This window comes from Streptomyces telluris, assembly GCF_024519335.1.
Lineage (GTDB): Bacteria > Actinomycetota > Actinomycetes > Streptomycetales > Streptomycetaceae > Streptomyces > Streptomyces telluris.
On sequence record NZ_JANIID010000039.1, the window covers coordinates 19,553 to 35,258 of the forward strand.

11 protein-coding genes are annotated in these 15,706 nt (G+C 75.0%); all 11 read left to right on the plus strand.

Annotation, left to right across the window (positions count from 1 at the left end):
• Positions 1-415 precede the first annotated feature (415 nt).
• Entirely contained in the window at positions 416-1,252 is an 837-nt protein-coding gene (locus NQU55_RS30985) for a M55 family metallopeptidase (RefSeq protein ID WP_168091075.1), read from the plus strand.
• A complete protein-coding gene (locus NQU55_RS30990; protein ID WP_168091058.1) occupies positions 1,245-2,660 on the plus strand; it encodes a M20/M25/M40 family metallo-hydrolase in 1,416 nt (471 codons plus the stop codon). The genes NQU55_RS30985 and NQU55_RS30990 overlap by 8 nt, the downstream gene beginning before the upstream one ends.
• Positions 2,661-2,785: 125 nt before the next feature.
• A complete protein-coding gene (locus NQU55_RS30995) occupies positions 2,786-4,774 on the plus strand; it encodes a S9 family peptidase (RefSeq protein WP_168091059.1) in 1,989 nt (662 codons plus the stop codon).
• 224 nt (positions 4,775-4,998) lie between these two features.
• Positions 4,999-5,778, plus strand: a complete 780-nt coding sequence (locus NQU55_RS31000; RefSeq protein ID WP_168091060.1) for a 2,3-dihydro-2,3-dihydroxybenzoate dehydrogenase — start codon at positions 4,999-5,001, stop codon at positions 5,776-5,778.
• Between the two features lie 251 nt (positions 5,779-6,029).
• Positions 6,030-7,250, plus strand: a complete 1,221-nt coding sequence (gene dhbC, locus NQU55_RS31005) for an isochorismate synthase DhbC (RefSeq protein WP_168091061.1) — start codon at positions 6,030-6,032, stop codon at positions 7,248-7,250.
• Positions 7,247-8,917 carry a (2,3-dihydroxybenzoyl)adenylate synthase gene (locus tag NQU55_RS31010; RefSeq protein ID WP_168091062.1) on the plus strand — a complete coding sequence of 557 codons (1,671 nt, stop codon included), beginning with the start codon at positions 7,247-7,249 and terminating at the stop codon, positions 8,915-8,917. Before dhbC ends, NQU55_RS31010 begins: the two co-directional genes overlap by 4 nt.
• Before the next feature lie 26 nt (positions 8,918-8,943).
• Positions 8,944-9,576 (plus strand): isochorismatase family protein, encoded by a 633-nt coding sequence (locus NQU55_RS31015; RefSeq protein WP_168091063.1) that lies wholly within the window; start codon positions 8,944-8,946, stop codon positions 9,574-9,576.
• A gap of 5 nt (positions 9,577-9,581) precedes the next feature.
• Positions 9,582-9,812 carry a phosphopantetheine-binding protein gene (locus NQU55_RS31020; protein WP_058042512.1) on the plus strand — a complete coding sequence of 77 codons (231 nt, stop codon included), beginning with the start codon at positions 9,582-9,584 and terminating at the stop codon, positions 9,810-9,812.
• Positions 9,809-13,906, plus strand: a complete 4,098-nt coding sequence (locus NQU55_RS31025) for a non-ribosomal peptide synthetase (RefSeq protein ID WP_372504850.1) — start codon at positions 9,809-9,811, stop codon at positions 13,904-13,906. The genes NQU55_RS31020 and NQU55_RS31025 overlap by 4 nt, the downstream gene beginning before the upstream one ends.
• A complete protein-coding gene (locus tag NQU55_RS31030) occupies positions 13,906-14,667 on the plus strand; it encodes a 4'-phosphopantetheinyl transferase family protein (RefSeq protein ID WP_168091064.1) in 762 nt (253 codons plus the stop codon). The genes NQU55_RS31025 and NQU55_RS31030 overlap by 1 nt, the downstream gene beginning before the upstream one ends.
• Before the next feature lie 264 nt (positions 14,668-14,931).
• Complete coding sequence (locus tag NQU55_RS31035) at positions 14,932-15,657, plus strand: hypothetical protein (RefSeq protein ID WP_168091065.1); 726 nt, start codon at positions 14,932-14,934, stop codon at positions 15,655-15,657.
• Positions 15,658-15,706: the final 49 nt, after the last annotated feature.

Here is a 15,706-nt window from a genome sequence, read left to right on the forward strand (position 1 = left end):
GTGTGAGGGCCGGTTGTCCGAAAGGAAGCGCCGGCCGTCGCCGGGAACCGATACTTGCGAAGGTCAATGGCGACGTCAACTGCTTTAGTTTTTCATGGGGTTGAAGCAACCGTCCCGACGGGCGTGGTAAAATGCGGCAAAACTTGGAATATGCAATTCCCCCGCATGGATATGGAGGTTTGCCTCCATGACGTGCCGGTGTCCTCCGCCATCGCGGGGCGGGGCCGGGTGGGAATGCCGCCGCCTTTTCCACGGCCCGCCGAACGCCTGATCGAGCACGGTGTGCGGCGCGTCCTCCGTGCCGCACGTGTCCCGCGCCCGTCCGCCGGACGGCCGAGTCCCGCCGCAAACCCGTTGCGGCGACTGTGCCAGGACCCGTGCGGCCGCCTGTCACCTGCGGTAGGACTGAGGCATGGTGAAGATCCTGATCTCCGCGGACATGGAGGGCGCCACCGGTGTCACCTGGCCGGCCGACGTGCTGCCCGGCGCCTCGCAGTGGGAACGGTGCCGCCATCTGTTCACCTCGGACGTGAATGCGGCCGTCGCGGGCTTCTTCGACGGCGGTGCGGACGAGGTCGTCATCAATGAAGCGCACTGGGGGATGCGCAATCTGCTGCTGGAGAAGCTGGACGACCGGGCGCAGATGCTCACCGGCAGGCACAAGAGCCTGAGCATGGTCGAGGGCGTGCAGCACGGCGATGTCGACGGCATCGCCTTCGTGGGCTATCACACGGGGGCCGGCACCCCGGGCGTCCTCGCCCACACCTACCTCGCCAACACCATCACCGGCGTCTGGGTGGACGGCGCGCGGGCGAGCGAGGGGTTGCTCAACTCCCTCGTCGTCGCGGAATACGGTGTTCCCGTGGTGTTGGTGACGGGCGACGACCTGACCTGTGCAGACGCCAAGGGATATGCCCCGCTGGCCCGTTCGGTGGCCGTCAAGGACTGCGTCTCCCGCTATGCGGCCGTCTGCCGCACCCCCGCGCGCACGGCCGCGGACATCCGCGCCGCGGCCCGGGAGGCGGCGGCCCTCGCCGTGCGGTACGAGCCCGTCACCGGCGGCGGGCCCTTCACCGTCGAGATCGAGTTCGACGCCGACCACCTGGCCGGGGCGGCGACGGTGATCCCGGGCGTCGTGCCCAGCGGGGAGCGCCGGGTCTCGTACACCACGGCGACCATGTACGACGGCATCCGCTGCTTCAAGGCGGTCACGACCGTCGTGTCGGCCGCGGTGGAGGAGCAGTATGGCTGAGATCACGACGGAAGAGACGGTCACGACGGAAGAGACGGTAGAGACGAAGGAGAAGGCGGGGACGGCAGGGGCGGAGGGGACGGCCGTCCGGGTGGACGAGCGCGCCCTCGACGAGGCGGTGCGCTTCACCTCCGACCTGATCCGCATCGACACGACCAACCGGGGCGCGGGCGACTGCCGGGAGCGGCCCGCCGCCGAGTACGTGGCCGCGGCCCTGAGCGAGGCCGGCATCGAACCGGTGCTGCTGGAGAAGGAGCCCGGCCGGACGAACGTGGTCGCCCGCGTCCCGGGCGCCGATCCGGGCGCCCCCGCGCTGCTCGTCCACGGCCACCTCGACGTGGTCCCCGCCGACCCCGCCGAGTGGAGCGTCCACCCCTTCTCCGGCGAGGTCCGCGACGGCGTGGTGTGGGGCCGCGGCGCCGTCGACATGAAGAACACGGACGCCATGGTCCTGTCGGTCGTACGGGCCTGGGCGCGCACCGGCGCCCGGCCCCCGTGCGACGTCGTCCTCGCCTTCACCGCCGACGAGGAGGACCGCGCCTGGACGGGCGCCGCCTTCCTGGCCGAGGAGCACCCGGGCCTGTTCGAGGGCTGCCGGTACGCGATCGGCGAGTCGGGCGCCTACACCTTCCACGCGGACGGCGGGCTGCGGCTGTACCCGGTGGCGGCGGGGGAGCGGGGCACGGCCTGGCTCAAGCTCACGGCGCGCGGCAGGGCGGGCCACGGCTCGAAACCCAATCAGGCCAACGCCGTCACCCGGCTGGCCGAGGCGCTGGCCCGGATCGGCAGACACCGCTGGCCGGTGCGGCTGTCCCCGGTCGTGCGCGCCGCGCTCGTGGAGATCGCCGCCCTGCACGGCATCGAGGCCGACCCCGGCGCGCCGGGCTTCGACGCCGACGCGCTGCTGGAGGAGCTGGGTTCCGCGGCCCGGCTCCTGGCCCCGACGGTCCGCAACAGCTCCAACCCGACGATGCTGGACGCCGGGTACAAGGTCAACGTGATCCCGGGGGCCGCCGTCGGGCACGTGGACGGGCGCGTCGTACCGGGTGGCGAGGAGGAGTTCCGCACCGCGCTGGACCGGCTCACCGGGCCGCACGTGGAGTGGGAGTACTACCAGAAGGGCACGGCGCTGCAGGCGCCGCTCGCCACGCCGCTGTTCGCCCTGATGCGGGAGGCGGTCGAGCGCTTCGACCCCGACGGGCACGCGGTGCCGTTCTGCATGTCCGGCGGCACCGACGCCAACCAGTTCTCGCGGCTGGGCATCGACTGCTACGGGTTCGCCCCGCTGAAGCTGCCCCCGGGCTTCGACTACCAGGCGCTGTTCCACGGCGTCGACGAGCGGGTGCCCTGCGACGCGCTGCACTTCGGCGTGCGGGTGCTCGACCACTTTCTGATGAACGCGGCTTGATGAACGCGGCCTGTGAACGGGGTTCGATGACCACGGCCTGCTGAACGCGGCTCGCCGCACACGGCTTGACGAACACAGTGTGATGACCACGGCCCGGCGGGCCGTTCGAGGAGGCGTAACAGATCATGGTGTCCACGGCGTCCTACGGAGCCTGGCAGTCCCCGGTCGGTGCGGAGCTCGCCGCGTCGGCCGGCGGTGGACCCGACTTCGTGGGCACGGTCGGCGACGAGCTGTGGTGGGCCGCACCGCGCCCGGCGGAGGAGGGCCGCTTCACCCTCGTGCGGCGGCGGGCCGGCGGGGCGGAGGAGACCGTGCTGCCCGCCCCCTGGAACGTGCGCAACCGGGTGCTGGAGTACGGCGGCCTGCCGTGGGCGGCGGTGGCCCGCGCCTCCGGCGGCCCGCTGGTGGTCTTCACCCACTTCGCCGACCAGCGGCTCTACGCCTTCGAGCCCGACGTCCCCGGCGCCGTCCCGCAACCCCTGACCCCGCTGTCGCCGGTGGGCGGCGGGCTGCGCTGGGCCGATCCGGTGCTGCTGCCCGGCCGCGGCGAGGTGTGGTGCGTGCTGGAGGAGTTCACCGGCGAGGGGCCGTACGACGTGCGCCGGCTGCTCGCGGCCGTTCCGCTGGACGGCTCCGCGGCACGGGACCGCGGGGCCGTCCGGGAGCTGACCGACGGCGGGAACCGCTTCGTCACCGGGCCGCGGCTCTCCCCCGACGGCCGGCAGGCGGCCTGGATCGCCTGGGACCACCCCCGGATGCCCTGGGAGGGCACCGAACTGAAGACCGCTCAGGTCTCCGCGGACGGCCGGCTGCCGGACGCCCGTACGGTCATGGGCGGTCCGGCGGAGTCCGTGGCCCAGGTGGAGTGGGCCGAGGACGGCTCGCTGGTCGCGGCGAGCGACCGCACCGGCTGGTGGAACCTGTACCGCGTCGACCCGGCGACGGGGGAGAGCGCGGCTCTGTGCCGCCGCGAGGAGGAGTTCGCGGGGCCGCTGTGGCGCGTGGGGATGCGCTGGTTCGCGCCGCTGCCGGGAGGGCTCGTCGCCGCGCTCCACGGCCGCGGCGCCGCCGTCCTCGGCGTCCTCGACCCCCGCAGCGGGGAGATCGCGGACGTCGCCGGGCCGTGGACCGAATGGGCGCCGACCCTGGCGGTGCACGGCACCCGCGCCGTGGGGGTCGCCGCGAGCCCGCACAGCGCGTACGAGGTCGTCGAGCTCGACGTCTGCACGGGCCGGGCCCGGCCCGTCGGCGCCCGGCACGCCGACCGCGTGGACCCCGCCTACTACCCCGAGCCGCTGACGCGGACGTTCGGCGGGCCGGACGGGCGCGAGGTGCACGCCCACCTCCACCCGCCGCGCAACCCCGGCCACGTGGCCCCGGAGGGGGAGCTGCCGCCGTACGTGGTGTGGGCGCACGGCGGCCCCACCGCCCGCTCGCCCCTCGTCCTCGACCTGGCCACCGCCTTCTTCACCTCCCGCGGCATCGGCGTCGCCGAGGTGAACTACGGCGGCTCGACGGGCTACGGGCGCGCGTACCGCGAGCGGCTGCGCGGCCAGTGGGGCGTGGTGGACGTCGAGGACTGCGCGGCGGTGGCCGGGGCGCTGGCCCGCGAGGGCATCGCCGACCCCGCCCGGATCGCGATCCGCGGCGGCAGCGCGGGCGGCTGGACGGCGGCGGCCTCGCTCGCCGCCACCTCGCTCTACGCCTGCGGCACCATCCTCTACCCGGTGCTGGATCCGGAGGCCTGGACGGCGGAGGGCGGCACGCACGACTTCGAGTCGCATTACCTGGAGTCGCTGATCGGCCCCCGCGAGGAGGTGCCCGAGCGCTACCGGGAGCGCTCGCCGCTGCACCGGGCGGGCCGGATCTCCGCGCCCTTCCTGCTGCTGCAGGGGCTGGCCGACCCCGTCTGCCCGCCCGCGCAGAGCGAGCGGCTGCTGGCGGCCATGGCCGGCCGCGGGGTGCCGCACACCTACATCGCCTTCGAGGGCGAGGGCCACGGCTTCCGCCGGGCCGCCACGGTCGTGCGCGCGCTGGAGGCGGAACTGTCCCTGTACGCACAGACCTTCGGGGTCACCGCGCCGGGCATGGCGGCCCTGGAGCTCGTGACCTGACGGTCCGGAACCTGCTCCCCCGCAGGGGGGTGGCCGCCGGGCAGCCGGGGGCCACCCCCCTATAGGCAAGAGCGTGAGGTTAGCCTAACCTAAGCCTTGCTCGTGCGCCCCCCGCGTGCGGATGGAGCAAGGCGCCCCCTCCGTGCGGCCGTTCGATCCGGCCGGGCGGGTCATGTAAGGTAAGGCTTACCTTAGTTCGAATTGGGAATCGGGGGAACCGTCAAGTGCAGCAGTCAGAACTCTCCGGCCGCATCGCGCTGGTCACCGGCGCCGGCCAGGGCATAGGCGAGGCCGTGACCCGCGCCCTCGTCGCCCGGGGAGCGCGCGTCGCGGCCCTCGACTGGACCCCGGACGGCATCAAGGACCTGGAGGCCGAATTCGGCCGCGACAAGGTCACCGCCCACACCGCCGACGTCGCCGACAGCGCCGCCGTCGAGGCCGTCGTCGAAGAGGTCGAGGACACCCTCGGCCCCCTCGCGATCCTCGTCAACGTCGCCGGGGTGCTGCGCACCTCGCCCGTCGTCGACATCACCGACGACACCTGGCACCGCACCTTCGCCGTGAACTCCACCGGCGTCTTCAACGCCTCGCGCGCCGCCGCCCGCCGCATGACCGAGCGCCGCTCCGGCTGCATCGTCACCGTCGGCTCCAACGCCGCCGGCGTGCCGCGCACCAGCATGGCCGCGTACGCCGCCTCCAAGGCCGCCGCCACCATGTTCACCAAGTGCCTCGGCCTCGAACTCGCCCGCAGCGGCATCCGCTGCAACGTCGTTTCGCCCGGCTCCACCGACACCGCCATGCAGCGCGGGCTGTGGGCCGACGAGCAGGCGCCCCAGCGCGTCATCGACGGCGACCCCGAGTCGTACCGCGTCGGCATCCCCCTCGGCCGGATCGCCGAACCCGCCGACATCGCCGACGCCGTCGCCTTCCTCGTCTCCGACCGCGCGCGGCACATCACGATGCACGACCTGTACGTCGACGGCGGCGCGACGCTGCGCGCCTGAGCGCACTGCTTTCCGGGGCTCCGCCCCGGGCCCCGGACCTCGGTCGCCTGACGGCCCAAAAAGTTTTGAGCCGTCAGGCGCACCGAGGACACCGCGCGCAGCGCGGTGCGGGGGGCCGGGGGCTCGCTCGCCCCCAGGAAACGGCGAAAGGGCGGGTCAGGGGCACGGATGGCCCACAAGGCCGGCCCCCGCCCGGACACTTCACGAAACACCCACCCGGTGCGACCCACCGGAGGAACGGAGCAGTAAAGGTGACCACCGCTCACCACGTCGCGGATCGGCCGGGCGGCAGCGAGCCCGGCGCCCCCGTCGGGGGTGACACCGTCGGCGCCGCGACCTCGCTCCTCGACGCCTACGAACCCGGCCGCGCCCGGTTCTTCGCCTCACCCACCCGTACGCTCCTCGCCCACGGCGTGCGCACCGAAGTGCCGCACGGCAGCGCCCCCGTGGCGCAGCGCGTCGCCGAGACGCTCGCCGCCCGGGTGCTGGCCGGCGACGAGGCGCCGGTCGTCGTGGGCGCGGTCCCCTTCGACCAGGGCGCGCCCGCCGCGCTGGCCGTGCCCGAGGCCGTCCGCTGGGCGCCGCCGCTCGCCGAGGACCCGCTGATCGCCCTGCCCGCCGCCGCGCCCGGCGCCGCCCGCTGGGACGTCCGGCCCGTGCCCGAGCCCGCCGGCTACGGCGCCGCGGTCGCCGAGGCCGTCGCCCGCATGCAGCGCGGCGACTTCGCCAAGGTCGTCCTCGCCCGCACCCTGGAGCTCTCCTCCGACCGCGACCTCGATCTGCCGGCCCTGCTGCAGCGCCTGGCCCGCCGCGACCCGGCCGGCTACACCTTCGCCCTGCCCACCGGCCCCGGCCGCACCCTGCTCGGCGCGAGCCCCGAACTGCTGGTCTCCCGGCGCGGCGGCACCCTCGTCGCCAACCCGCTGGCCGGCTCCACGCCGCGCAGCGCCGACCTCGCCGAGGACGTCCGCCGCGCGGCCGCCCTCCTGCAGTCGGAGAAGGACCTGCACGAGCACGCCGTCGTCGTCGACGCCGTCCGCGAGGCCCTCGCCCCGTACTGCCGCACCCTGCACGTGCCCGAGCGCCCCACGCTGGTGCGCACCGCCGCCATGTGGCACCTGTCGACGACCGTCACCGGCGAGCCGGCCGACCCCGCGGTGTCCGCGCTGGAGCTGGCCTCCGCGCTGCACCCCACGCCCGCCGTCTGCGGCACCCCGACCACCACCGCGCGCGACGTCATCGGCGAGCTGGAGCCCTTCGACCGGGGCTTCTTCACGGGCATGGTCGGCTGGGGCGACGCGAACGGCGACGGCGAATGGGTCGTCACCATCCGCTGCGCCGAGGCCGAGGAGCGCACCCTGCGGCTGTACGCGGGCGCGGGCGTCGTCGCGCAGTCCTCGCCGGAGGCCGAGACGGCCGAGACCGGCGCCAAGTTCCAGACGTTCCTGCAGGCTGTGGGGGTTGACCAGTGACCGAGACGACCGACGCTCCGGGCTATCCGGCCGCGTTCGCCGAGCGCTACCGCGCGGCGGGCTACTGGCGTGGAGAAACGTTCGGGCAGATGCTGCGCGACCGCGCGCGGGCGCACCCGGACCGGATCGCGATCGTGGACCCCGCAGGGACGCTGCGCGGGGAGGAGGCGCGGCGCTGGACGTACGGCGAGCTCGACCTGCGCGCCGACCGGCTGGCCGCCGGCCTCCTGGCCCGCGGTATCGGCAAGGGCGACCGCGTCGTCGTCCAGCTGCCGAACGTCGCCGAGTTCTTCGAGGTCGTCTTCGCGCTCTTCCGCATCGGCGCCCTCCCCGTCTTCGCGCTGCCCGCCCACCGCGAGACCGAGATCCGCCACTTCTGCGCCTTCACCGAGGCCGCCGCCTACGTCATCGCCGACGTCAGCGAGGGCTACGACTACCGCGAGCTGGCCACCAAGGTCCGCGCCGAGGTCCCCGGCCTCAAGCACGTCTTCGTCGCCGGCGAGCCCGGCGAGCACACCGCGCTGGCCGACGTCCCCACCGAGCCGGTGGCCGTCGAGAACGCCCCGGCCCCGCACGAGCTGGCCTTCCTCCAGCTCTCCGGCGGCTCCACGGGCGTGCCCAAGCTCATCCCGCGCACCCACGACGACTACATCTACTCGCTGTGGGGCTCCAACGAGATCTGCGGCGTGGACGAGAACAGCGTCTACCTCTGCGCGCTGCCCGCGGCCCACAACTTCCCCCTGAGCTCCCCGGGCACCCTCGGCGCGCTCTACGCCGGCGCCCGCGTCGTCCTCGCCCCCCGCCCCAGCCCCGACGTGGCCTTCCCGCTGATCGCCGCCGAGGGCGTCACGATCACCGGCCTGGTGCCCCCGCTCGCCCTCGTGTGGACCGAGGCCGCGGCGGAGACCCCGCACGACCTGAGCAGTCTTCAGGTCCTGCTGGTGGGCGGCGCGAAGTTCAGCGAGGAGGCGGCCCGCCGGGTGCGCCCGGCCCTCGGCTGCACCCTCCAGCAGGTCTTCGGCATGGCGGAGGGCCTGGTGAACTACACCCGGCTGGACGACCCCGAGGCCACGATCGTCACCACCCAGGGCCGCCCCATCTCGCCCGACGACGAGATCCGCATCGTCGACGACGAGGACAACGAGCTGCCCGTGGGGGAGACCGGCCACCTGCTGACCCGCGGCCCGTACACGATCCGCGGCTACTGGCGGGCGCCCGAGCACAACGCGACGGCCTTCACCGCCGACGGCTTCTACCGCACCGGCGACGTCGTCCGGATGACGGAGACGGGCCACCTCGTCGTCGAGGGCCGGGCCAAGGACCAGATCAACCGCGGCGGCGAGAAGGTCGCCGCCGAGGAGATCGAGAACCACATCCTCGCCCACCCGGCCGTACACGACGTCGCCGTCGTCTCCATGCCCGACGCCTACCTGGGCGAGCGCACCTGCGCCTACGTCGTCCTGCGCGAAGGGGCCGGACCCGTCAAGTCGATCGCCGTGAAGAAGTTCGTCCGCGAGCGCGGCCTCGCCGCCTTCAAGGTCCCCGACCGGGTGGAGTTCGTGACGGAGTTCCCGCAGACGGGCATCGGCAAGGTGTCGAAGAAGGACCTCCGCGCGGCCATCGCCGCACAGGTCGCCGCCGCAGCAGCAGCATCAGCACAGCACTGAGAACCGAGAAAGGCTCACCGACCACCATGGCACTGCCTGCCATCGCCCCGTATCCCATGCCGCGGGAGGCCGACCTCCCCGCGAACAAGGTCGGCTGGACCGTCGACCCGAGCCGCGCGGTGCTGCTCGTGCACGACCTGCAGAACTACTTCCTCGACGCGTTCGAGGCCGGGGCGTCGCCCGTCACCGAGCTGCTCGCCAACGTCGCCGCCGTGAAGAAGGACTGCGACCGCCTCGGCGTCCCCGTCGTCTACTCCGCCCAGCCCGGCGGCCAGAGCCCCGCCGAGCGCGGCCTGCAGCAGGACTTCTGGGGCCCGGGCCTGCCGGACGACGAGCGCGCCAAGGCCATCGCCGACGCCGTCGCGCCGACGGCCGCCGACACGGTCCTGACCAAGTGGAAGTACAGCGCCTTCGTGCGGACCGACCTCGCCGAGCGGATGGCCGCCCAGGGCCGCGACCAGCTGGTCATCGTCGGCGTGTACGCGCACATCGGCGTCATGATGAGCGCCTGCGACGCCTGGATGCGCGACATCCAGCCCTTCCTCGTCGCCGACGCCGTCGCCGACTTCTCGGCCGAGGACCACGCCATGGCGCTGCGCTGGGCGGCCGCCAAGTGCGCCGTGGTGACCACCACCGACCGGCTCTTCGAAGGGGCGTAACACCCATGGCACTCACCCTCGAACAGATCCGGGCCGACGTCGCCGACGTGCTCGGCGAGGACCCCGCCGACATCCCCGACGACGAGAACCTCGTCGACTACGGGCTCGACTCCGTCCGCATCATGACCCTCGTCGAGCGCTGGCGCCGCGACCACGGCACCGAGGTCACCTTCGTGGCCCTCGCCGAGCAGCCGGCCATAGAGCAGTGGGCACCGCTGCTGGGGGCGGGGACGTGAACGCCCGCACCCTCGACCGGGCGGGGGCGCACCCCCTGACCGGCACCTCCGGCGCGGGACGGTCCCCCGCGCCGGAGGGCCTCCCCCTGACCGCCGCCCAGTCGGGCATGTGGTTCGCCCAGGCCCTCGACCCCGGCAGCCCCGCCCTCGGCACCGCCGAATACCTCGAGATCCACGGCGACATCGACCCCGCGCGCTTCGCCGAGGCCCTGCACCGCACCGTCGGCGAGGCCGACGCCCTGCGCGTGCGCATCGCCGACGCCCCCGGCGGCCCGCGCCAGCTGCCCATCGCCGTCGAGGCCCCCGGCCACGGCTTCCCGCTGGAGACCGCCGACCTGCGCGACGAGCGCGACCCGGACGCGAGCGCCCTCGCCCGGATGCGCGCCGGCCTCGCCGAGCCCTTCGACCTGGCCCGCGGCCCCCTCTTCTCCCACGCCCTCTTCCGCGTCGGCGACGAGCGCTGGCTGTGGTACCAGCGCGTCCACCACGCCGTCCTCGACGGCTACGGCTACTCCCTCGTCGCCCGCCGCGTCGCCGAGCTCTACACGGCCCTGGCCACCGGCGAGGACCCCGCCCCGAGCCCCTTCGGCCGGCTCGCCGACCTCGTCGCCGAGGACGCCGCCTACCGCGAGTCCGCCACGCGCACCCGCGACCGCGCCCACTGGCTGACGGTCTTCGCCGACCGCCCCGAGGCGCCGTCCCTCGCCTCCGCGGGCCCCGCCGCGCGCCCGGCCCTGCCCTCCCGCAGCCACCTGCGCGCCACCGCGCACCTCGCCCCCGAGGCGACCGCCAGGCTGCGCCGGCTGGCCGCGTCCGTCCGGGCCACCTGGACCGACGTCCTCTTCGCCGCCCAGGCCCTCTACGTCGCCCGTGCCACGCGCAGCGAGGACGTCGTCCTCGGCCTGCCGATGATGGGCCGCATGGGCTCCGTCGCCCTGCGCGTCCCCGGCATGGTCATGAACGTGCTGCCGCTGCGCATGACCGTCACCCCCGGCACGACCTTCGCCGAACTCGTCCACCAGGCCGTCCTCGGCATCCGGGCCGCCCGCCGCCACCAGCGCTACCGCTACGAGGACATCCGCCGCGACCTCGGCCTCCTCGGCGAGGGCCGGCCGCTCACCGGCCCGCTCGTCAACGTCATGCCGTTCGACTACGGGCTCACCTTCGCCGGCGCCCGCTCCGACGCGCACAACCTCGCCCCCGGCCCCGTCGACGACCTCACCGTCGGCATCTACGACCGGGCCGACGGCAGCGGCCTGCGCATCGACTACGACGCCAACCCCGCCCGCTACGGCCAGGACGAACTCGCCGCGCACCAGGCCCGCTTCCTGGACCTGCTGACCCGCCTCGCCGAGCGCGACCCGCACCTGCCGCTGGGCGGCCTCCCGCTGGCCACCGACGCCGAGCGCGAGCAGGTCCTCACGGAGTTCAACGACACCGCGACCGAGGTGCCGCCCACGACCCTCATCGGCCCCGTGGAGGCCCGCGCCGCCCGCACCCCGCACGCCACCGCGCTCGTCGACGGCGACCGGTCCCTCACCTACGCCGCGCTCAACGCCCGCGCCAACCGGCTCGCCCGCCACCTGCGCACGCTGGGCGTCGCCCCGGGCACCCTCGCCGCCGTCGCCCTGCCGCGCTCCACCGAGCTCGTCGTGGCCCTGCTCGCCGTCCTCAAGGCGGGCGGCGCGTACGTGCCGCTCGACACCGCGGACCCGGCCGTGCGCCTGCGCGAGACGCTGGACACCGCCGCACCGGTGTGTGTCCTGACCGACCGCGCCGGGGCCGCCGCCCTGCCCGCCGGCGCCGCGCCCGTCGTCGTGCTCGACGACCCCGCGCTCGGCGAGGCGCTGGCCGCGCACCTGCCCACCGACCCCGGCCGGGCCCTGACCCCGCAGCACCCCGCGTACGTCCTGCACACCTCCGGCACCACCGGAACCCCCAAGGGCGTCGTCGTCCCGCACTCGGCCGCCGACAACCGGCTGCGCTGGATGCAGGCGCAGTACCCGCTCGCCCCCGGCGACCGCGTCCTGCACAAGACCCCCGTGGGCTTCGACGTCTCGGTGTGGGAGCTGTTCTGGCCGCTGCGCGAGGGCGCCACCCTCGTCCTGGCCGGGCCCGGCGCCCACCGCGACCCCGCGGAACTCGCCCGCACCATCCGCGAACAGGGCGTCACCGTCACCCACTTCGTGCCCTCGGTGCTCCAGCTCTTCCTCGCCGCGCCCGGCGCGGCGGCGTGCACCGGCCTGCGGCACGTCTTCAGCAGCGGCGAGGTCCTGCCGCGCGCCACGGCCGAGGACTTCCACCGGCTGCTGCCAGGCGCGGCCCTGCACAACCTCTACGGCCCGACCGAGGCGGCCGTCGACGTCACCCACCACACCTGCCGGCCGGGCGCGACCGGTCCCGTCCCCATCGGGCGGCCCGCCTGGAACACCCGCCTCTACATCCTCGACGCGGCCCTGCAGCCCTGCCCGCCCGGCGTCCCCGGCGAGCTCTACCTGGCGGGCGCCCAGCTCGCCACCGGCTACCTCGGCCGGCCGGACCTGACGGCCGAACGGTTCGTGGACGACCCCTTCGCGGGGCCCGGCGCACGCATGTACCGCACGGGCGACCTCGCCCGCTGGCGGGAGGACGGCGAGGCCGAGTACCTCGGCCGCACCGACCGGCAGGTCAAGCTGCACGGGCGCCGCATCGAACCCGACGGCGTCGAGGCCGTCCTGCTGGCCGACCCCCGCGTGCAGGCGGCCTGCGCCGTCGTCCGCGAGGACCGGCCCGGCGACCGCCGCCTGGTCGCCTACGTGACTCCGGTCTCGGCGGATGCCGCCGCCGAGACCGGCACCTTCCCGCGGCCCGCCCCGGACGCCCTGCGCGAGTCGCTGGCCGCGCAGCTGCCCGAGGGCATGGTGCCGAGCGCCGTCGTGGTCCTGGACGCCTTCCCCACGGGCCCCCACGGCAAGCTGGACCGCGCGGCGCTCCCCGCGCCCGGCCCGCAGGCCCACGCCGGGGGACGGGCCCCGGCGGGGCCCCGCGAGGAGACCCTGACGCGTCTGTTCGCGGAGGTCCTCGGGCTGCCCCACGTCGGCGTCGACGACAGCTTCTTCGCCCTCGGCGGCACGTCGCTGCTCGCGGTCCGGCTCGTCGCCCGCGTCCGGGACGTCTTCGGCGAAGGCGCCGGCGGAGGTGCGGACGGAGGCGCGGACGCCGGGGAGGACGGCCCGTTCGCCATGGGCACCCTCTTCCGGGCCCCGACCCCGGCCGCCCTCGCCCGCAGGCTGGGCGGCGCGGACGCCATGGATGGCACGGACGGCCCGGACGATGCGGCCGGTGCCCCGCTGGAGCCCGTACTGCCGCTGCGCGCCACCGGCAGCCGTACGCCGCTGTTCGCCCTGCCCCCGGCGGCGGGCCTCGGCTGGTGCTACGCGTCGCTGCTCCCCGGTCTCGGCCCCGACCAGCCCCTCCACGCCCTCCAGGCCCGCGGGCTGACGCCCGGTGAGCCGCTGCCCGCGACGCTGGAGGAGATGGCCGCGGACCACGCGGAGCGCGTCCGGGCGATCCGGCCGCAAGGCCCGTACCGGCTGCTGGGCTGGTCGGCGGGCGGCGTCCTCGCGCACGCCGTCGCCGTACGGCTGCAGGAGGCCGGGGAGAAGGTCGAGCTCCTCGCGATGCTCGACGCCTACCCCGCGGCCGCCGCCTTCGAGGAACAGGCCGTCCTCGGCGCCCTGCTGGACATGGCGGGCCGCGCGCACCGCGACGGCGCCCCGCTCACCCGGGACGGCGTCCTCGCCGCCCTGCGCGCCGACGGCGGCGCCTTCGCCGCGCTGACCCCGCGCACCCTGCAGGCGGTGGTCGACGTCGCGCTCGGCACGACGGACCTCGCCGGGCGGCACCCGCACCGCGTCTTCGACGGCGACGTGCTGTTCTTCACGGCCACGGGGACGGACGGGGCCGCGGGAGCGGTGACGCGGGAGGCGTGGCGGCCCTACGTCACGGGTAGGGTGATCAACCGCGATATCGCCTGCCCGCACGCGCACATGACGCAGCCGGGGCCGGCCGCGGAGGTCGCCGAGGCGGTGACCCGCCACCTGGGGGAGAGCTGATGCGCGTGAGCGACGGGCCGGGCACCGCGCCCCGGATCCTCGGCGAGGACCCCCTCCCGGGGGTGTGGACGCCCGGCCCGCCGCACGTGTGGCTCCTGCGCACCGACCGGCCCCTGCCCGTCCCCGGGCAGGACCCGGAGCGCATCCTGGACGCCGGGGAGCGGGCGCGCGCCGCGGCGTTCGTGCGCGACCTGCACCGCGAGCGCTACGTCGCCTCGCACACCGGGCTGCGGCTGCTCCTGGGCGCCTACCTGGGCACCGACCCGGCCGCGGTCACGCTCGTGCGCGAGCCCTGCCCCGGCTGCGGCGGCCCGCACGGCCGCCCGGCCGCCGCCGGCGCCCCCCTGCACTTCAACCTCTCGCACGCGGGTGACCTCGCGCTGATCGCCTTCGCGGACACGCCGGTCGGCGCGGACGTGGAGGAGGTGCAGCCCGCCGCGACGGCCCGGGAGCTGGCGGGCGTCCTGCACCCGGCCGAGACCGCGGAGCTGACCGCGCTGCCCGCGCCGCGGCTCCCGGAGGCCTTCGCGCGCTGCTGGACGCGCAAGGAGGCCTACCTGAAGGGCACCGGCACGGGCCTGTCGGAGAACCCGTCGGTGACGTACGTCGGCGCGGGCCCCGTCCCGGCCTCGCCCGCCGGGTGGGCGCTGGAGGACGTTCCCGCGGCGCCCGGTTACGCGGCGGCCATCGCGGTCGCCGTCACGGACGCGGTCACGGGCGCGGTCACGGGCTCGGGCGCGGAGACGAACGCCCCGCGCTGAACCCCGCGCTCTGAACGGGGCGCGGGGCGCATTCCGGGGGCGTGCAGTGGTGAACGGCTGAATAAGCGGCGCACGGCCCGAGGGTATTCATCTGAATTGCCTATAGCCTGACTGTTCCGCGGAGGGTCATGACGCGCGTCGGGGGGAACCATGCCGACCTCTGCTTCGATCATCTTATGTGTCTTCGGGGGCCTCATGGTCCTCATCTCCCTGCTCGGCAGCGGATTTTCCGTCAGGGAAATCTCCTTTCCCCGGATCAGTCCCGTGATCCGGTCCACCGCGGCCCTCCTGGGGGCCGGGCTCGTGGTGACGAGCATTGTCCTGATGGCGAACGGGAATTCCCGCGGGAGCCCGCCCGGGACCGCGGTGGGGACCACCACGCCGCCGTCCATGCCGCCGTCCGCGCCGCAGCCCTCGCCGCCGTCCGTCCCGCCGCCCGTCCCGTCCTCCGTGCCGCCGTCCGCCGCCAGGCCGCCCGGCACGCCGGCACCACAGCCGTCGGCCGCGCCGCCCACGACGCCGGCCCCGGGCTCCACCCGCTCCGCGGCGGCGTCCCTGCTCGCGCACGTTCCCGACGCCATCCGTCCCAGCTGCTCGGACGGCGACGCGTCCAAGTTCCCGCCGTCCGTGGTCGCCGTGGTCGCCTGCACGCCGCCCGGCGGATTCCCGGTGATCTACGCCCAGTTCGTGGACGGCATCAGCATGAGCGGCGCCTACGACAGGCTGACCGGCAAGGCCACGGTCACGCAGGACGCGTGCGGCCCCTCGGTCCCGCTCGACGGACGGCAGAGGTACAAATCCGGTGGAAAGACCGTGGGCGACCTCACCTGCTACGGGACTTCCGACGGCGACGCCTATCTCACCTGGTCCAGCGAGGACCTGAACATCATCGCGGAAGCCCACGCCCCCCTCGCCTCCTACGGGCGGCTGTGCGCCTGGTGGATGACGGCGGGACCGCTGCACGGCAGCGGCGCCGGCACGGCCGCCTGAGAAAGCGGGAAACGGGAATGGTGAATTCTTTCCGGGAATTCCGGGAGCC

Excerpts from the sequence above, each read along its gene's own strand:
- NQU55_RS30990 (WP_168091058.1), top strand. The coding sequence starts at position 1,245 with ATGGCTGAGATCACGACGGAAGAGACGGTCACGACGGAAGAGACGGTA.
- NQU55_RS31020 (WP_058042512.1), top strand. The coding sequence starts at position 9,582 with ATGGCACTCACCCTCGAACAGATCCGGGCCGACGTCGCCGACGTGCTC.
- NQU55_RS31030 (WP_168091064.1), top strand. The coding sequence starts at position 13,906 with ATGCGCGTGAGCGACGGGCCGGGCACCGCGCCCCGGATCCTCGGCGAG.
- NQU55_RS30995 (WP_168091059.1), top strand. The coding sequence starts at position 2,786 with ATGGTGTCCACGGCGTCCTACGGAGCCTGGCAGTCCCCGGTCGGTGCG.
- NQU55_RS31015 (WP_168091063.1), top strand. The coding sequence starts at position 8,944 with ATGGCACTGCCTGCCATCGCCCCGTATCCCATGCCGCGGGAGGCCGAC.